Origin of the sequence: Paenibacillus sp. FSL R7-0345 (assembly GCF_038595055.1) — a bacterium.
GTDB lineage: Bacteria > Bacillota > Bacilli > Paenibacillales > Paenibacillaceae > Paenibacillus_AQ.
Genome location: NZ_CP152002.1, coordinates 5,778,204 through 5,796,810, shown reverse-complemented (window position 1 = coordinate 5,796,810; position 18,607 = coordinate 5,778,204). Strand labels below are relative to the sequence as shown.

Sequence of the window (18,607 nt, the reverse complement as noted above, 5' to 3'; positions counted from 1 at the left end):
TATCTCCCTTCCGTCTTGCAGAGTAACGGCCCCGTGCTCTGGGACCGTTACTGCTCTGCATTATATTGACATAGAATAGGAGACAAATCAATAACGGATATACCTGGAGGGTTCATCCAGCAGGAAACGGGCATAGCCCATCGGCCTGCGGTAGCTGTCCTTCCAGGTGTCGCTGAGCCCGGCTTTTTGGAAGCCGTAGCGCTGATCGCGCCCGTTGCACTCAATAAAATAGAGGCGCCGGTCTTTGGTGATGCCGATATCCAGCCCTACGTCGGCCAGTCCGGGCAGGCTTCGCTCCAGCTGGCGGGCGATCGAGAGGCTGAGCATCTGGACGGACATGCGGATGCTTGCAGCCGTCTCACTGCCGAATACCTGCTCCAGCACCGCAGAGGCGCTGAACGCTTCGCCGCCTCTGGCGATGTTGGAGACGAAGCCGCCCGGTGCGGCAAGCTTGGCGAACATGCCGGTTACCTGCCAGTCTCCGCCCCAGCCGCGCTGTACAGTGACCCGCAGATCAAAGGGGCGGCCGTCCATTTCAGCGAGCGGAATGCGCTCCTGCACCAGATACGGCATGGCGGCGAAGCGAGCCCGCAGTGCTCTGGGCAGAGCCTCCGGATTGATGCTTCTGCTTACCCAGCGGCGGGAACCGGAAGGAAGATAGGTCCAGATCCAGCGCCGGGAGCCGCTTCGCGACAGGCGCATAACGCCTTTCCCGACACTTCCGCGGCACGGCTTGAGAATAAGATCGGGATAGCGTCCCGCCATGTCCCGGAGCCCGGAAAACCCGGTAGCAGAGTCGGGCAAAAATCCCCGCAATGCCTCATTTTGCTCCAGCAGACGGTGAATCTGATCTTTTCCGTAACGGTTGCATGTATTAAAAATCAGGAGACCCTGCCCCAGCAGGCGGTTGATCCCGGTGCTGTCCGGGCTGTAGATGGCCCTGTTATGAATGACAGCCGGCGTCGGGACGACCGTTTTCTGGTATCCCTGACGTCCTTTCACATAAGCCACGCTGAACCCGGATTCGATATTAATGTCGGACAGCTGCAGGAAGCAGGGAACCATTCCATATCCGGCAGCGGCCTCCTCGTAGACTTCCAGCGATTCCTGTCCCGTTTTTAACCGGGGAACGCCCCGGTGCATAGCAGCATTTAGCAGTATCCCCACGAGCTTGTGCCCCATGATCGTTCCTCCCGTTATCTTCTGTAGCGACGGTGGTTCCGCTTCTCTAGCATTGTATGTTTGTACTGGGGCTTAAGGATGGACGAATGCGCGGCGGCAGATGCCCTTTTTTTGATATGCCAAAGAATGACGGGCTTGCTGCAAAAGGGTGTCATCCGCCTATCCGGCTGCATATGATGCCAGGGAGAAACAATCGATGGAAGGAGGAGACTGCTTGTGAAGGGCTCCAGAAAGAACCGGAATAACCAATCCAAACGGCGTCTTTATTATGTGGATAATCCCAATAAAACAGAACTGAGCATGCTGCGTAGCGGTCCAAAAGTACAGGGGGATATATCAACCTGGGAGACAGATACGGTGGAGGATACACCGGATCAGGCACTGCTGGTCAGCGGGGTAAACACGGCGGAGCCGCCGGCTCCGGCAGAAGCAATTATTGCTGAACCTGCTGTGGCTAAGCCTGCTCCACTGCCGCAGCCGGCAGCGGAGGCTCCGCTCAAGAGTGAGCCGGAAATCCCGGTAAGCCTTCCTGCTCTGCCGATGCTCACAGAAAAGGAACGGCTGCAGAAGGTGTATACCGATGACATCTCGGAAGCGGCGGTCACCGGGGCCAAAATCGCCCCCCGCACAATCGACGGGTCCAAGCTGAAATTCGGCATTATCGGTACACCCTGGCTGCAGGATTATGCGGTACAGAGCATCAACATTGCGGAAAAAGCGGTGACCTCTTCCAAAATCGCCCACGAATCCATTTCAGGCGAGCATTTGGCAGAAGGCAGCATCAGCGGCGGCAAGCTGCTGGATCACTCCATCGGCGGTGAAAAGCTGAAAAACGGCAGCATCGGCCCCGAAAAGCTGGCTGACCGGACCATCGGCGGCGAGCAGATTGCCGACCGCTCTATTTCCGGACGTCATCTCAGTGAGCTGCTGATAACCTCTGAGCTGCTGGAGGACGGTGCCGTAAGCGGCGAGAAAATCCTCAGCAGCAGCATTGTCAGCCGCCATTTGGCCAACGGTGTGGTTGACCGTTCCAAGCTGGCCGATGATGCGGTATCCGGTGACAAAATTGCGGATGGCGAAATCAGCGGAGACAAGATTGCCGAGGGTGCCATCGACACCCGGCATCTGAAGGAAGGGGCCGTTACGGCAAAGCATCTGGCACCGGGCGCAATCGGGCGTGAGCAGCTGGCCAGCCGGCTGATCGGCAAAGAGCAGCTGGGTTCGTCTGTTATCGAGAGTGCGCATCTGGCCGATGGCGCAGTCGGGGCACGGCAGCTTGGGGAGAAGGCGGTGCGCAGCCAGCATTTAAGCCCGGAAAGTGTAAACGGGTCGCATATCAGCGACGGAGAGATTAGCGGGAATCATCTGGCTGACCGGAGTATAACCTTTGTGAAGCTGGCAGAGGGAGCGGTAGGAACGGCCCAGATTGTAGAGCAGGCCGTCACCTCCTCCAAAATCGCCGATCAAAGTATTCTGACACATAAGCTGGCTGATGAAGCGGTAACCACCCGCCATCTGGCCAAGTCGGCCGTCCGCGGCCCGCAGATCGCCATGCAGTCTGTATCCTCAGGCCATCTGCAGCGCGAAGCAGTTGACCAGTCCCATCTGGCGGCTGATGCTGTCGGTTCGGAGCAGCTGCAGGCTGGCGCTGTACTGGGCAGCCATCTGGCCCCCGGCTCGGTAGGCGGCAAAGTGCTGGCGCATGACTCTGTCACGGCAGAGCATCTGCTGCCGCACAGCGTGACTACAGCCAAACTGGCGGACGGGGCTGTGACCGGTGCGAAGCTGGCTGGCGGTGCCGTGAATGCAAATACAATTGCCCGTGAAGCGGTAAGCGGGGAGCATATTGCCTTCTGTGCCGTGGAGGAGAAGCATCTGGCGGATGCCAGTGTGGGCGGACGCGTATTGCAGGGCGCGGCAGTAGATGCGGAACATCTGGCTTCCGGAGCAGTTGAGCGCAGACATCTGGGTGAGCACAGTGTGAGCAATACCGCGCTGCAGGCCGGGGCAGTAACAGGCGATAAGCTGGCATCGGGTTCGGTAAAAGAGGTCCATCTGGCGGCAGGTGCGGTGCAGCCGCATCATCTGGCGGATCATGCGGTTACTTCATTAAAAATATCGCCGGAGAGCATTTCGACCGATAAGCTTAGCGATCTGGCGGTTACCTCTAATAAACTTGCGGACAGCAGTGTGACCTCTCCCAAGCTGGCGCCTGCGGCGGTAAGTGCCGAGCACCTGGCTCCGGGAGCGATCGTTCCGGCTGCAATCAGCGATACCGCCGTACAGGGCAGACATCTGGCGCCGGGAAGCATCGGCGGAGCCCATATCCGGCCAATGTCAGTCGGGAACGGGCACATTCTCCCGGGTTCGGTATCTTCTATTCAAATACAGGATGGCAGCATCAGCAGCTCTAAGCTGACTGATGAAGCGGTGATCTCCCGCCACCTGTCGCCAGAGAGTGTGGAGAGCAGTCATCTGGCGGATCAAGCGGTAGCAGGCCGGCATATTCGTGAAGGCGAAATTACACTGGAGCATCTGGCTGCAGAAGTACTTGGCGCGCAGTGGCTGCCTGACGGCAGCATTGACGGTGTTAAGCTGGCAGCAGGCTCCGTTGATACAGCCCATCTGGTTTCCGGAAGTGTATCCGGCAACCACCTGACTGAGGAAGCAGTAGACAGCCGTCATATCAAGAGCGGCAGCATAACGCTGGAGCATTTGGCTGACGAGGTCTACACTTCAGACCTGTTGCCTGACGGCAGTGTGGGCGGCAGCAAGCTGGCGGATGAAGCAGTTGATTCCCGCCATCTGTCGCCTGGGATTGTAGACGGCAGCCATCTGAAGGATGATGCGGTAACAAGCAGGCATATCGGTGAAAGCCAGATTACGCTGGATCATCTGGCTGAAGAGATCATCAGTGCGCAGTGGCTCCCTGACGGAAGCATCAGCGCCGAAAAGCTTGCGGATGGCACCATTGGCCCGCTGAAGCTGGCTCCCGGCAGTGTATATGGCGACCATCTGGTAAAAGAAGCCGTAGACAGCCGCCACATCAAGAACGGCAGCATTACATTAAAACATCTGTCTGAGGGGACGCGAACCGCTGAGCTGCTGCCTGACGGCAGTGTGAGCGGCTCCAAGCTGGCCGATGATTCTGTAAGCTTCCGTCACTTGTCGGCGGACAGTGTATACGGCAGCCATCTGGTGAATGATGCGGTAACCGGCCGGCATATCGGCGAAGGCGAGATTGCGGTTGAGCATCTGTCCTCAGAAGTCCGCAGTGCGAAGTGGCTGCCGGATGGCAGCATCAGCGGTTCCAAGCTGGCAGATGATGCGGTGGAAGGCCGCCACATTGGTGCAGGTGAGATCACGCTGGAGCATCTGTCCGGCGAAGTCCGCAGCGCGGAACTGCTGCCAGACGGCAGTATCGGCGGTTCCAAGCTGGCAGACGATGCAGTGGAAGGCCACCACATTGGTGCAGGCAAAATTACGCTGGCGCATCTGTCCGGTGAAGTCCGCAGTGCGAAGTGGCTGCCGGATGGCAGCATCGGCGGTTCCAAGCTGGCAGATGATGCAGTGGAAGGCCGCCACATCGGTGCAGGCGAGATCACGCTGGCGCATCTGTCCGGTGAAGTCCGCAGCGCGGAACTGCTGCCAGACGGCAGTATCGGCGGTTCCAAGCTGGCAGACGATGCAGTGGAAGGCCGCCACATTGGTGCAGGCGAGATCACGCTGGCGCATTTGTCCGGTGAAGTCTGCAGTGCAGAACTGCTGCCAGACGGCAGTATCGGTGCTGATAAGCTGGCAGACGATGCAGTGGAAGGCCGCCACATCGGTGCAGGTGAGATTACGCTGGCGCATCTGTCCGGTGAAGTCCGCAGCGGAGAACTGCTGGCTGACGGCAGTATCGGCGGTTCCAAGCTGGCAGACGATGCAGTGGAAGGCCGCCACATTGGTGCAGGTGAGATCACGCTGGCGCATCTGTCCGCTGAAGTCTGCAGTGCAGAACTGCTGCCAGACGGCAGTATCGGTGCTGATAAGCTGGCTGACGGCAGCGTTGGTTCCCGGAAACTGGCTGCCGGCAGTGTATATGGAGGGCATCTGGCTCCAGAGGCCGTTGACGGCCGCCATATCCGCAGCGGCAGTATTACGCTAAAGCATCTGGCTGAAGGAGCGCTGACGCCGGATCTGCTGCCTGACGGCAGCATCAGTGCAGCAAAGCTTGCTGAGGGCTCAATCGGTTCCTTCCAGCTGGCACCGGGCAGTATCTATGGCGGTCACCTGGCATCGGACGCCGTGGACAGCCGCCACATCCGCAGCGGCAGCATTACGCTGAAGCATCTGGCTGAGGAAGTGCAGACCGCAGATCTGCTGCCGGACGGCAGCATCGGCGCAGCGAAGCTGGCCGAAGGCTCGATCGGCTCCTTCCAGCTGGCTCCGGGCAGTGTGTACGGTGGCCATCTGGCTGCAGATGCAGTCGACGGCCATCATATCCGCAGCGGCAGCATTACAATTGAGCATCTGGCCGAAGGCACGCTGAACAACGACGTGCTGTCCGCCGGCAGTATCGATGCTGAAATGCTGGCGGCAGGAGCCGTGCATTCCCATCACCTGCAGCCGGAAAGTGTGTACGGCGAGCATCTGGCCGACGGCATTCTGGAGGAGCGGCATCTGCTGCCGGAAACGATTAAACTGACGCATCTGGCGGAAGAAGTCCGCAGCGCCGAGCTGCTTCCGGATGGAAGCATCACCGGTGTCAAGCTGGCTTCCGGCAGCATCGGGGAAGAGCATCTGTCTGAGCAGGCTGTTGGCAATTCTGCCATCGCAGACGAAGCAGTGGATGCTGCTAAGCTGGCTTCCTTTGCCGTCCAGTCCCGGCACCTGGAGGAAGAAAGCGTACAGAGCCAGCACATTGCCGCCGGTGCCGTTACCGGAGACCATCTGGCTCAGGGTGCAATCTCGGCGGAGCATCTGTCCTTCAGTCCGGTACAGAGCTCCGGAAACCGGCAGGTCCTGCAGCAGTTTGGCATGACGGCATTCATGTTCAACGGCAATGCCGAGAGCGTGGAGGTCACAGTAACCTTTGATGAAGGCTTTGGCCACACCGGCTATGTACTTGTAGCTATGACCAACCAGCCGTTCTTCCATGCTTCACTGAAGAGCAGAGCCGCCGGGGAAGCGGTAATCTTTATAAGCCGTCTGCGGGAAACCCCGCATTTCTATGGCGTGTTATCGTGGATTGCCCTCGGCAGCCCGCTGGCCAAACCGCCGGTTGAGCACCGGGCATTTGATTAACCGCTGAAAAACAGCCTGCGGGTGTTATAGCCCGAAGGAGCTGCAGTGGGGTTTGTTTCTATTAAAGCAGGCGCAGCCGTGAGGCTGCGCCTGTTTTTTACTGTGGAATCGGAGGGAGAGGTGGGATAAAGACGGCAGAGTGCCGGCGGTTTAAGCAATGGCGGGAGAACGGGGAAAATGAAAGCGGGTAGCGTATCAGATTCCGGGAATGGCGGGAGAAAAGGCGAAACGAAAGGAGGGTCACAGATGCTGAAGCGCAGCAGATTTTAGTGGGGCTCAATCAGCGTGCCTGCAAACGAAATAAAGGGAATTATCCCTTTAATGGAGCCCGATCTGCGTGCTTGCATACGAAATAAAGGGAATTATCCCTTTAATGGAGCCCGATCAGCGTGCTTGCACACGAAATAAAGGGAATTATCCCTTTAATGTGGCCCGATCAGCGTGCTTGCAGACGAAATAAAGGGAATTATCCCTTTAATGGAGCCCGCCGGCACTGTATAGCCTTTGTTTACTGGCTTACCGCCAGGGTCCGCGGCATCTGTCCAATTTTCTGTACAAAGGGAGACACCTGCCGTTACAGGAGACGGCAGCTTACATAGACTGTGGTGTAACCCTCAGCCCGGGAGTATGCCCTCCGAAGGAAGGTGGATGCGCTTGAAACAGCATAAACGAACATCTGCCCGCCGCTCGGGGCGGCGGGCTTCTCAAGCAGCGCGGAGGAACCTCCGGCCGCAGCAGCGGCCGGCAGTAGCACTGCCTGCAGTGAACCATCCCGAGCCCGTCGTGTCGGTTATTATCCCGGCTATGAATGAGGCGCGGACGATATCTGCAGTGATTGCCGGAGCCAGGGGCGTTCATCCGCGTTGTGAGGTTATAGTAATCGTCAATGGTTCAGCTGACAATACAGCAGAAATTGCGCAAAGGATGGGCGCGAAGGTAATGATGTATGCCGAGCCGCTCGGACATGATGTTGGGCGGAGTGTCGGTGCGGAGGCAGCCAGGGGTGAAATCCTGCTGTTTACGGACGGGGATCTGGTCATATCTGCCGCAGAGCTCCGCCCGTTCGTGGACGCGGTCAGCGGCGGGGCTGATCTGGCGCTGAATGATTATTCCGGTCCGGTCCGCAGCCGGATTCCGCATCCGGTCGTGCTCTCCAAGTATGCCCTCAACGTTATGCTTAACCGGCCTGATCTGCACGGGTACTCGCTTACAGCGGTTCCCAATGCAATCAGCCGCAGGGCGCTGGCAGCACTGGGCAGCGCCATCCTGTCCAGACCGCCGCTGGCCTATGCCCGCGCAGTGCTGGACGGACTGAAGGTGAAGGCCGTGCATAAGGTGCCAGTCGGCCGGATGAATGCGGTCCGCCGAAAGGAAGGCGGCCGGGATCTTTTGCAGGAGGTCATTCTTACTGACCATCTGGAGGCAATAGGTCTGCTGCTGGAGCGCAGAGGGGAGCGGGCAGGCTACGGCGATGCAGGCCGGCGAAGGGAGATGGTGAGATGAACACAGCAAGTTCGAACAAACCTGGAACATCCAGCCGCCCGGTACTTGCTGAGCTGCACATCTCAGCTGTCCGTTCTGCATCCCGGACTGCCGGTGGCCGCCGCTCTGCAGCGGCAGCGCCGCGTACCGCTGCCGCCCGCCCCGCATCCGGCGCGGCGCGGAAAACCCGCCGCAAATCCGCCGCCCGGCGGTCAGCGTCCGGCACTGCCGCAGCACGCCCAAAGCAGCAGCAGCTGCTGCTCCGCAAGCTGCAGGGCACGCTGTCGGTCATTATCTCGGCCAGAAATGAGGCGCAGACCTTGCCGCTGCTGCTGAAGCAGGTGCAGCGGCTTGCACCTGCCGAAATTATCGTCGTGCTCAACGGCTGCACCGACAACAGCTTTCAGCGTGCCCGCCTGTGTAAGCAGGCGACGGTCGTGCATGTACCGGAAGCGGCCGGCCATGATGTGGGCCGTTCGCTCGGCGCCAAGCTCAGCAGGGGGGATATCCTGCTCTTCCTGGACGGCGACATGGTGATTCCGGCGCCGCAGCTGGCCGTTTTTGCAGCAGCAGTAGACAGCGGGGTTGATGTAGCGCTGAATGATCTGGACGGCCTGCTGCCGCCTTTTGGACTGAGTGATCATGTTACCCGCTGCAAGCTGTATCTCAATATGGTGCTCGGCCGGAGTGATCTGGGAGCCAGCTCCATGACTGCAGTCCCCCATGCCCTGTCGCGGCGTGCGCTGGAAGTGATCGGCTACCGTGAGCTGATGGTGCCGCCCAAAGCACAGGCGCTCTCGCTGCTGAAGCAGCTGCGGGTAGAAAAAGCAGGCACAGTCAATGTATTCAAACAAAACCGGCTGCGTCAGGATAACACAGGAGCCGGAAACAGGGTGGAGCAGCTGATTGCCGGTGATCATGCGGAAGCACTCCAGGCGGTTCTGATGCTAAGCGGAACACATGCGAGCGCCGGAACCCTGCAGGAGCAGCGCAGCCGGCTGGCCGCCTGGAGGAACGCCTTATGACCAAGACCAGCATCATCATCCCAACGTATAACGGGCGGAGGCTGCTGGAGGCCTGCGTCGAATCGATCAGGCAGTACACAGATTCGCCTTATGAAATCATTGTGGTGGATAACGCCTCTAACGATGGTACAGCTGCCTATTGCCGCAGTAATGAGCTGACGGTGATCTCCCTGCCGGAGAACCGCGGTTTTCCGGCTGCCTGTAATCTGGGGCTGCAGCTGGCCTCGGGTGATGAGCTGCTGCTGCTGAACAACGATGTCATTGTTTCGCATAACTGGCTGGCCAACCTGAGGGCGGCCCTGTACAGCGCAGCTGACATCGGCATCGTCGGCCCGGTCACGAATTACGCCAGCGGCCGGCAGCAGGTAAGGACGTCGTACACCGATATATCAGGCTTTCACAGGGAGGCGCTGACGAATAACGTTTCTGATCCTCTGAAGTGGCAGGATACGGTGCGGATTGTAGGCTTGTGCTTTTTACTCAAAAGAACCGTGCTCGACCATGTCGGCCTGCTGGATGAGCGGTATTCGCCGGGCCATTACGAGGACGATGATTACTGCTACCGTGCCCGGCTGAAGGGATACCGGCTGCTGATCGGCGGCGATTGCCTGGTGCATCATGAGGGCAGCGCAAGCTTCAAGCAGGTCTATTCTGAGGAGCTGCAGGAGCTGGTGGAGCGCAACCGTAAGCTTTTTATAGAAAAATGGCATCTGGATCCGGCACAATTCATCTGACCTGCAGCCCAAAGGCGAAGACACAGATAAAAAGGAGGAAAGTAAGTGAAAGGAATCATACTGGCGGGCGGAAAAGGAACAAGGCTACATCCGCTGACCCGGCTGATGAACAAACATTTGCTTCCGGTCGGCAAATATCCTATGGTGTGTTACGGTATTGACCGACTGCGCCGGGGCGGGATAACCGATATTCTCCTGATCATCAGCAAGCAGTCAGCGGGGCAGTATACGGATTTTCTGGGCAGCGGTGCGGAATTCGGCGTAAACTTGACCTACAAAATCCAGGAGGCTGCAGGAGGCATTGCAGAAGCGCTGGAGCTTGCACAAGGGTTCATTCTCCCGGGCGAACGGTTTGTCGTGCTGCTGGGCGATAATCTTTTTATGGATGATCTGACGCCTTACATGGAGAAGTATGCGGAACAGCCGCAAGGGACAGCAAAGGTGCTGCTGAAGCCGGTAGAGGATGCCCGCAGGTACGGGGTTCCGGTATTTGACGAAAAGGATGCTTCCCTGATCGCTTACATTGAAGAGAAGCCGGAGCAGCCGAAGACCCATTTCTGCGTAACCGGCATTTATATGTACGATGAGGCTGTGTTCGACATTATCAAACGGATTGCTCCTTCAGGCCGCGGCGAGCTGGAAATTACCGATGTGAACAACATCTATGCCAAAGAGGGTAAACTCAGCTACGATGTGCTCAAGGAATGGTGGAGCGATGCGGGAACGTTCCAGTCGCTGCAGGAGGCCGGGGAAAAGCTGAAGAACACGCTGCCGTAGGCGGCGTGTTTTTTTTGTGCGTGTTCAGGAAAGGTTGCGCGGTGTGGACCGTTGAGCCTTTGCTGCAGGCATTAGCTGCCTGCAGCAAAGTTCCCACGGACGTTTGCCGTCTCCGGCCGGCCGATTCTCCACCAGATCAGCTCATCGGTCTCGCGGTATTGCTCAGCGCCCAGATGTTGGAGCAGCTTGTGGGATGCGGCATTGTCCGGCTCTGTATCAGCGATGACCCAGTGCGCTGCCGGATGGCTGAAGATCCATTCGTTAAGGCACCGTACCGCTTCCGTTCCATACCCTTTGCCCCAGTGCCCCTCATCGATTACATAGCCAATAATAACCTCGCCCTGTTCGTTAGGCAGGCCTTTCAGGATCAGGAAGCCGATGATCTGCTGCTCCTCCCGGTGAATGACGGCCCAGCACGTATACCATAAATAGTGCTTCTCGTTCTGCAGCACCTTGGCATGGCGTACCTTTAGTGCATATAGCATTTCATCGTCAAGGATGGCTGGTGTTATCTTGCAGCCGACCGTCTGTTCAAGCATCGCTGCAGTTTCGCTGTGTGTGCCGGCAGACAGCTCTGCGGCAGTCAGGGCCTGCAGGTCCAGGCGTTTTCCGGAAATTTTCATAGCGTTCCCCCATTCCTAAGTGTGTTCCAGCATTCAGCATATGCCTTGTCCTATCTCCTGTCAATATCCTCCAAATGTTCATAAGAACGATCCGCAGCATTCTCTGTTTCCCGGAACCGACAGGGCTTCTGCCGCATATGCTGTAGCAGGGCGTTTGAGCAAAGGAGACATGAAGGTGCAGAATAAAATAACCAAAGTGCTGCAGCACATGGCCCATACGCACGAACAGATGGCGCGGATTCTTGACGCCGAACGCCACGTTGCCGTCCGTATGTCGCAAATAGTCCATGATCTGCCGGATGCGGAGCCTGATTTTGGCGGTTTCAGCGGACTGGTCGAGAGCCACGGCCAGGTCAACAAGAATATCATCGCTTATTTGAACGCACTTGCTGATCTGGAAGAAGCGATGGCTGAAGGGGTAGGCCGGGTTATCAAGGAACTGGGCGGCCAGGAAGAAGAGTAGCGCAAAGAGCAGGAGGCGGAACATGAGCAGGGAAAAAGCTTATCTGCAAATGCTGGAGTCGACCGCTACTATCCAGTGGAACATCGCGATGATTCTCGAGGCCAAAGCGGTGGAGGCGGAAAAGGTAAAGCAGTGGACGCATCATCATATCCACGCCAGATCCTTCGACAACCATGAAGAGCAGCTGAAGGAAACTCTCTCCATCCACGAGGTGATTGTGGAGATGGTCGAGGGGCTGACCAAGCTGGAAAACGGGCTGTACAGCAATTTGAAAGCAGTGCTGGGCAGCGGCGAGGATGAAGGCGGCGAAGGCTTCGGCGGCATGTCCGGTGACAGCTTCGACTTCGGGGACGACAGCAAATGAGCGGCGGGCTTCTCTCCGAACACGCCGTCAAGCTGGAGATGATCCGCTCCATTGCCCGCAGCCAGGCCGCACTGGCCGCGATTCTGGAGAGTATCGCCGAAATAACGGGGCAATCGGAGCTGACGGCCCGCAAGCTGAGTGACAATATCAGAATCCTAAGCCAATATCAAAGCGCCATGTGCCGGATGATGTCCGGTATTTCGCTGCATCAGCCCAAACGGGGAATTCCTGCTGCGCCGTGGCTCAGCAAGGCATGCGCAGGGGGAACCTCCGCAGTACATGGAGTACAGGAGGAGTAGAAGGATGAAGAGAAAGAAAGCGATCAAGCGTTCAGGCAGAGCGGCCAAAAGACGCACTCTGCTGGTGACCCGCAAGGCCAAAATCCGCAGAGGCGCCGGCCGCAAACTCCGCAAGCTGCGCACAGGCAAGACCGTGAGAGGACTGCTGCTGCGCAAAAAAAGAAGACTCCGCCGCCGGATTGCGGCCCGGAGAGTCCAGGTGGTTGTTCAGCCTCCGGTGCAGGTAACGCCGGCTGCTCCGCTGGTCGTTCCGCTCCCCCCGGATCTCGGCGTTCCTCCGGAAACCCCGCCGGGAGACGCCTATCAGCAGGGCTACACCGAAGCATACAACGTGGGGTTCGACGCCGGTTTCGCCAAGGGCTTCGAGGACGGGCATAAGCTGGAGCTCGGCTAATTGACAGCAGAAGGATGAGCAGCGGCGTTATTCTAAGGAAGGAGTCTGCAAGGAGGGGCACGCTGCTTATAGCAGTTTAGTTCTGTCCGGCAGGCTCCTTCAGCGGTTTAAGCAATCTTTTCCTGCCGCCTGAGGGCTCTTGAATTTGTCTCCCGATGTGATAAACTTCACTAATGAATCATTAACGGGGTTCAAATTTTCAGGCAAGGAAAGCAGGGATACCATGAGCAGTAGTGAAATCCGTAAAGCGCGGACAGAAGATATGGAACAGATTATGGAGCTGATCGCCAGATGCGTGCAGGTTATGCAGGCGGGCGGAAGCGACCAGTGGGATGACAGCTATCCTAACCGGGAGATCATTGGACAGGACATCGAGCACGGGACGTTGTACGCTTACATAGATAATGGTAACGTTGCCGGCATTCTTGTGCTGGACGAGCATCCGAATGAGCTGTACCGGGAGATCAAGTGGAGACAGGAGCAGGGCAAAGCGCTGATTATGCACCGGCTGGCTGTTCATCCGGAGGCTCAGGGCAAAGGCATTGCCCGGAAGCTGACTGCATACGCCGAGCAATATGCCCGGGAAGCAGGCTACAGCAGCATCCGGCTGGACACGTACTCCAAAAACACCCCGGCCCTGGCCTTGTATCCGAATCTCGGATATGAGCGCAGAGGCGAAATCTTTTTCCCGCAGCGTACGGCGAGCTTTCCGGTGTTTGAGAAGGTATTGGTTTAACTTTATGGTATTTTATATAACATCGAAATCGATATTTAGTAGAAAAACAATGATATCAACAGTATGATTGAATATTTATGTTAATTATGTTGACATTAACTTTGTCCTTCGTTTATTATGGGGTTATTCAAAGTCAATTGAATAATCCTTTTTTTCGTATATCCTTAATAATTGGTTTAAGGGTCTCTACCGGGAACCGTAAATTTCTGGCTACGAAAATATGCTGCGGCATGTTTTTGTGGCCTTTTTGTGTTATCTGCACTGCGCTGCACTGGGGTCACTCAATAGACAATCTGTAAATCAAACGAGGGGGAAACGGGACATGGCAAACATACTGATCAAAAACGCGGAAATTATTACAATGAACAAGCGGGAAGAAATCTTCCATGGGGATATACGGATCAAAGACAGTCTGATTACAGAAATCGGCAGCGGTCTTTCAGCGCAGGGGGAAGAGCGTGTTATTGATGCAACCAACCGCACGGTAATTCCCGGCTTTGTACAGACACATATTCATCTCTGCCAGACGCTGTTCCGCGGCAAAGGCGATGACCTGGAGCTGATGGACTGGCTGCGCAAACGGATCTGGCCGCTGGAAGCCGCCCACGATGAGGAATCGCTGTATTATTCCGCCATGCTCGGGATCGGGGAGCTGATCTCCAGCGGCACGACGACGATTGTTGATATGGAGACGGTCAACCATACGGATTACGCGTTCCAGGCGATTGCCAAAAGCGGCATCCGCGCCCTCTCCGGCAAAGTGATGATGGACCAGAAGGGCGGCGATGTCCCGGCAGCGCTGCAGGAGGAAACAGCGGCTTCGCTGCAGGAAAGTGTGGATCTGCTGGAAAAATGGAACGGCTACGGCAACGGGCGGATCCAGTACGCTTTTTCACCGAGATTCGTGATCTCCTGTACAGAGCCGCTGCTCAAGGAAGTGCGTGACCTGTCGGCCCGTTATAATGTCAAAGTACACACCCATGCATCGGAAAATCAAGGGGAAATCGAGATCGTTCAGGCGATGACCGGCATGCGCAATGTCGTGTATCTTGACCATCTGGGGCTGGCGAACGAACGCCTGATTCTGGCCCACTGCGTCTGGCTGGATGCCGAGGAGAAACGGATTTTGCGCGACCGCGGGGTGCATGTCAGCCACTGCCCCGGCTCCAACCTGAAGCTTGCTTCGGGGATCGCCGACACGCCGGGGATGCTGCAGGATCACATCCACCTCAGTCTGGGTGCCGACGGCGCGCCGTGCAACAACAACCTCGACATGTTCAACGAAATGCGGCTGGCCGCAGTCATCCAGAAGCCCCACCACGGCCCGACCACAATGGACGCACGCAGCGTCTTCCGCATGGCTACCATCGGCGGCGCCAAGGCAGTCGGCATGGAAGACCAGATCGGCAGCATCGAGGTAGGCAAAAAAGCCGACCTGGCCATCCTCAACCTCTACAACTTCCACACCTTCCCGTCCTATGATGTCGATCCAATCTCCCGGATTGTCTACTCCGCCACCCGCGCCGATGTCGAGACAACGATTGTTGACGGTGAGATTTTAATGGATAAAGGGCTGCTGAAGACGGTGGATAAGGAGATTGTGCTGCAGGAAGCGAACCGGTCGATTAAAAGGCTGCTGGGGTATACACAGGTTAGCTGACCGGCATATTATCTTCACATTCGACAAAATACCACCGTATCGCAAGTTGTCTTTTTGTCATATGATTACTTTATAAGAATGAATGTTGCCCACGGATGTGGGCTATTTTTTGTGCTGGCATTGTAAGGTGCATTTTGCTGAAAGGAATGGATAGCATGGACGGAAGCGAGAATATGAATACATTTGGGGAACTGTTGATAAATCAGGTTAGAGATAGAACGATTGAGCAATGGGAGAAGGTTTTAACCGGACAAATTAAAAGTAAACGTGCAGTAAGTGTGTATGAAGAAGCTCGACTAAAATTAGACAGCCCGGCTTTGGAAATGGTTACTGGTCTCGTTAGTCAGATCGTTGATTCTACATTACATAATTTTCTGAGTTTATGTGAGCAGGAAGAAAAGATTAAGATCCTGTTTAAGACATACGACATTGAAAAGGCGGAAGAAACAAATATTGTTGAGATTAGTGATGGATTGGCTGGTGAACTCTACACAGAAGATGGTTGGATATTGAAATACTCCAAAAAACCATATATTGAGCCTTGAGGGAAATGAAATTACCAAATATAAGTGCCGGTTCAATATGTTAAAGATCTTGCTACAGCCGCACTGGCTGAGAGAGTTATTAACGGAAATGAATTAGGGGAAAGAAATAGCCCAGGAGGAAGTTCATTGTCTATATTAATCATAATGTTGTTTTCTTTCATGATACTTTTGAACACCGCAGTGCTATTTTGGTTTACCTATAATGCTACTGCATACTTTCAACGCGGCATGGATATTATAGGGACCACCGTATTTGGGATGGCGGGATTTCCTCTAATTCTACTTTCGATCCTTTTTATTATGTTCATTTTTAGAAGGAAGAAACGGAAAGGAAGAATTACGTACATAGAAGTAGTAGTGGTATTTCTTTCGATAATGTTTTCTGGGAAATTTTTATACCCGTTGATATTGAGCTTTCGGATATAGCTGTAATAAGTAGGGGTGATGAGATCCAGTGGTCTGTTCTTGAATCGACCGGTAATCCGTCACAATATATTTTATCAACTACCGACGATTTTCCTGTCCCAGAACCGAGGTTTGATATAAACGTGGAGTCCAAAACTTCTACAGAAATCATTAATTAAGCTTGCGGGAAACTTAAGATAATCTAATACTAGTGGACTCAAATTGTTGGGGGAGAAGGAGGCGTGGAAACTGAAAATTTCAAAAAGAAAAAGACTGATTTTTGTTGGTACCATTCCCCTACTATTTATTGCTGCATTAGCCTTCGCTTTATATTCGCCGACTAAAAATGAGGTTCAGTACAGAACGGATATTAAACCTGTCAGTAATCGGATTCCAAATTTAAAGAATATACAAAAGGTCTACTGGAGCGCAAAAATATTTAATGATAATTTTGGACCAACTGCATATTGGATGAGGGGATACGTGTTTTTGAATCATGTTTCGATACAGGATCTAAAAGCTTCTTATACTTGGGAAACTGTGAGCTTAAAGCCTAAAATAGAGTATGATTTTAATGGTAAGGCTCAAAAATGGAGTTACAGCGAGGAATTTAATTCTTTTATGATGGGTTCGAAGTATGTTATTAGTAAAATTTATCTTGACTTAAATAGTGGTACTCTTTATTTCGAAATAGAAAAGTAAGGTGTAAAGTGAAACAGCCGCATGTGATGAACTTCATGTGGTTTTTTGAATGTCTGGGGGATGAAGATGATAACTTTATTTAGAATAATGGGAGTAATCACTATAGCTACTGTGCTATTATCCGGCTGCTCTAGTGTAGAGTCTGGTAGCACGAATGCTGCGGATCGGGTAATAACCCAATTGCCGACTAACAACGATGAGTTAAATTGGAAATGGGTTGTGGAGCCGGGTACATATGCGGATTTGTCTTTTGTCGATGAGGATTGGATTGCGGTTAAGGGCAGCAACGGGAAATATAAGGTGATAGACACAAATGGAGAAACGGTTTTGCCGGATGAATACGATAGTATTGGCGGTTTTTATGACGGTGTTGCTGTGGCAAGCATTGACGGGAAAACTACATACATTGATAAAAAGGGAAGAAGCATCACAAAAGAGCGGTATCTGAGTACAAGCCGGTTTAGTGATTCTGCAGGGTTGGTTCAACTAGATAACAAGTGGGGGTACATCGATGGGTCAGGCGAGTTCATTATACAGCCTCAATATGATCAGGTGGAAGATTTTCATGAAGGATACGCGGCAGTCATGAAAAACAATAAATGGGGATTCATCGATACTGATGGGCAGGTGAGTGTTGAATTAAAGTATGATGACGCCGGGAATTTTAGTGAAGGCAAGGCCGCTGTCAAAGTATCGGACTACACGGAGGATGGGGATGCCTGGGCGTACATAGATTATGATGGGAATATAGCTATTGATTTCTATCCTTACAATGCTTCGGAAGGCCGGATGATTGAGGTTGGAGAGTTTAAGGAGGGGCTCGCTTTCGTCTCAAAAGACTTATATTGTATTATCGACAGCGAAGGGAATAATGTTTTCTTGGGTGACTCTAAATTTTTCATTAGTGCTTTTTCTTATGATAAGGAGTTGAATGTGATCCCTGGCTATGCATTTACAGATGAAAGTATGAAGGTTCGCAAATATGGCTTAATGGGATTACATGGAGAGCAACGGCTTGCGCCAAGCTTTGACTTTTTGGGAGAGATGAACGGTCCCTACGCTATGGTCATCAATGTAGAGAATGGTGTGGATAAGAAGGGGATTATTGAAATTTATACTGGAGATGAGGAAATGTGAAGCCGCGGTTAATCATTTTAATACCAATTCTATTCATATTGATTTCTTGCAGTGCAAAAACTGAGCAGAATGCTGATACAACAAAAAATAGTATTGAATTAAATACAGCAGTAAGTTACGAAATTGAAAGCAGAAACTATTCTAAAGACGAGATTAACATAACGTATCCAAAAATAGTTAATCTGGATAATGATACATACGAAGATGAAATAAATGAACTGATTCAGAAAGAAGCAATAAAAATAATCGAATCCTACTCACTAGAGGAAGGTAATCTGGATGTAGATTATCGAGTTACGTTCAGAAGTAATGATTTTCTTAGTATTCAATATTTGGGTTCGTTTTTCTCTACAGGAGCAGCGCACCCGTTAAATATATTTTATACGTCTAATATTGATTTGAAAAAAGCAGAGAAAGTTAAGTTAAGTGATTTGTTGGAGATTAATGAAGCATTCGTTGAAAAATTTAAACAGGGTAACTATAAAAGCTATGATGACAATTTAAACTTATTGGAGGAAGGAGTTATAGAGGAGATCTGGAGTATGTATAGTGATGCGGATTTGCTTCATTATCTTCAACAAGCAGATGAGGCGGGGCAGATAAACCAATTAGGCACATTTAGCTATATCACCCAGGATTCAATCGGAGTCAGTATTTCCATTCCACACGCTGTAGGTGACCATTTAGAGATGGAAATAGGTTTTGTGGATGTAAGTGAAAATGTAAAGAAAGATAGTGTGGCGTTGTATGGTTTAGTTGAGGAATAAGTAGTAAATAACAGCCAGACAGA

The 18,607-nt window shown here is 53.5% G+C and carries 17 protein-coding genes and 1 riboswitch; of the genes, 15 read left to right on the top strand and 2 right to left on the bottom strand.

All coding sequences use genetic code 11. The features are described from left to right. Positions 1-87: 87 nt before the first annotated feature. On the bottom strand, positions 88-1,182 hold the full coding sequence (locus NST84_RS25000) for a YheC/YheD family protein (RefSeq protein ID WP_342562802.1): 1,095 nt from the start codon (positions 1,180-1,182) through the stop codon (positions 88-90). Between the two features lie 216 nt (positions 1,183-1,398). Between NST84_RS25000 and NST84_RS24995 the strand changes: the two genes are divergently transcribed. From NST84_RS24995 to NST84_RS24975, 5 genes are all read left to right on the top strand, one after another. Beyond that, positions 1,399-6,471, top strand: coding sequence for a WIAG-tail domain (locus NST84_RS24995; protein WP_342562801.1), 5,073 nt, complete (start codon positions 1,399-1,401; stop codon positions 6,469-6,471). 648 nt (positions 6,472-7,119) lie between these two features. Next, the gene (locus tag NST84_RS24990) at positions 7,120-7,974 is read left to right on the top strand and encodes a glycosyltransferase (RefSeq protein ID WP_342562800.1); all 855 of its coding nucleotides are present in this window, start codon (positions 7,120-7,122) and stop codon (positions 7,972-7,974) included. Next, complete coding sequence (locus tag NST84_RS24985) at positions 7,971-8,978, top strand: glycosyltransferase (RefSeq protein ID WP_342562799.1); 1,008 nt, start codon at positions 7,971-7,973, stop codon at positions 8,976-8,978. The genes NST84_RS24990 and NST84_RS24985 overlap by 4 nt, the downstream gene beginning before the upstream one ends. After that, positions 8,975-9,712, top strand: a complete 738-nt coding sequence (locus NST84_RS24980) for a glycosyltransferase family 2 protein (protein ID WP_342562798.1) — start codon at positions 8,975-8,977, stop codon at positions 9,710-9,712. The genes NST84_RS24985 and NST84_RS24980 overlap by 4 nt, the downstream gene beginning before the upstream one ends. 45 nt (positions 9,713-9,757) lie before the next feature. After that, the gene (locus tag NST84_RS24975; RefSeq protein ID WP_342562797.1) at positions 9,758-10,489 is read left to right on the top strand and encodes a sugar phosphate nucleotidyltransferase; all 732 of its coding nucleotides are present in this window, start codon (positions 9,758-9,760) and stop codon (positions 10,487-10,489) included. A gap of 71 nt (positions 10,490-10,560) precedes the next feature. On the opposite strand, the gene NST84_RS24970 is transcribed toward NST84_RS24975, so the two are convergent. After that, positions 10,561-11,112, bottom strand: a complete 552-nt coding sequence (locus NST84_RS24970) for a GNAT family N-acetyltransferase (RefSeq protein ID WP_342562796.1) — start codon at positions 11,110-11,112, stop codon at positions 10,561-10,563. Between the two features lie 175 nt (positions 11,113-11,287). Between NST84_RS24970 and NST84_RS24965 the strand changes: the two genes are divergently transcribed. The 10 genes from NST84_RS24965 to NST84_RS24920 all read left to right on the top strand — a co-directional run bounded on the left by NST84_RS24965 (position 11,288) and on the right by NST84_RS24920 (position 18,584). Further along, complete coding sequence (locus tag NST84_RS24965; RefSeq protein ID WP_039879281.1) at positions 11,288-11,575, top strand: hypothetical protein; 288 nt, start codon at positions 11,288-11,290, stop codon at positions 11,573-11,575. A 22-nt stretch (positions 11,576-11,597) separates the two neighbouring features. After that, positions 11,598-11,939, top strand: a complete 342-nt coding sequence (locus NST84_RS24960; protein WP_342562795.1) for a restriction endonuclease subunit S — start codon at positions 11,598-11,600, stop codon at positions 11,937-11,939. After that, complete coding sequence (locus NST84_RS24955; protein ID WP_342562794.1) at positions 11,936-12,238, top strand: hypothetical protein; 303 nt, start codon at positions 11,936-11,938, stop codon at positions 12,236-12,238. Before NST84_RS24960 ends, NST84_RS24955 begins: the two co-directional genes overlap by 4 nt. A gap of 4 nt (positions 12,239-12,242) precedes the next feature. Continuing rightward, positions 12,243-12,632 (top strand): hypothetical protein, encoded by a 390-nt coding sequence (locus NST84_RS24950; RefSeq protein WP_342562793.1) that lies wholly within the window; start codon positions 12,243-12,245, stop codon positions 12,630-12,632. A gap of 223 nt (positions 12,633-12,855) precedes the next feature. Then, entirely contained in the window at positions 12,856-13,368 is a 513-nt protein-coding gene (locus tag NST84_RS24945; RefSeq protein WP_342562792.1) for a GNAT family N-acetyltransferase, read from the top strand. A gap of 134 nt (positions 13,369-13,502) precedes the next feature. Then, a riboswitch (purine riboswitch) is annotated at positions 13,503-13,601 on the top strand. Positions 13,602-13,690: 89 nt separating this feature from the next. Beyond that, positions 13,691-15,028: a 5'-deoxyadenosine deaminase gene (locus NST84_RS24940; RefSeq protein ID WP_342562791.1), complete on the top strand. Its 1,338-nt coding sequence runs from the start codon at positions 13,691-13,693 to the stop codon at positions 15,026-15,028. Positions 15,029-15,183: 155 nt separating this feature from the next. After that, positions 15,184-15,573: an epimerase gene (locus tag NST84_RS24935; RefSeq protein ID WP_342562790.1), complete on the top strand. Its 390-nt coding sequence runs from the start codon at positions 15,184-15,186 to the stop codon at positions 15,571-15,573. A gap of 630 nt (positions 15,574-16,203) precedes the next feature. After that, positions 16,204-16,680, top strand: a complete 477-nt coding sequence (locus NST84_RS24930) for a hypothetical protein (protein ID WP_342562789.1) — start codon at positions 16,204-16,206, stop codon at positions 16,678-16,680. Between the two features lie 87 nt (positions 16,681-16,767). Then, positions 16,768-17,817, top strand: a complete 1,050-nt coding sequence (locus NST84_RS24925; protein WP_342562788.1) for a WG repeat-containing protein — start codon at positions 16,768-16,770, stop codon at positions 17,815-17,817. After that, positions 17,814-18,584, top strand: coding sequence for a DUF4163 domain-containing protein (locus NST84_RS24920; RefSeq protein WP_342562787.1), 771 nt, complete (start codon positions 17,814-17,816; stop codon positions 18,582-18,584). Before NST84_RS24925 ends, NST84_RS24920 begins: the two co-directional genes overlap by 4 nt. Positions 18,585-18,607: the final 23 nt, after the last annotated feature.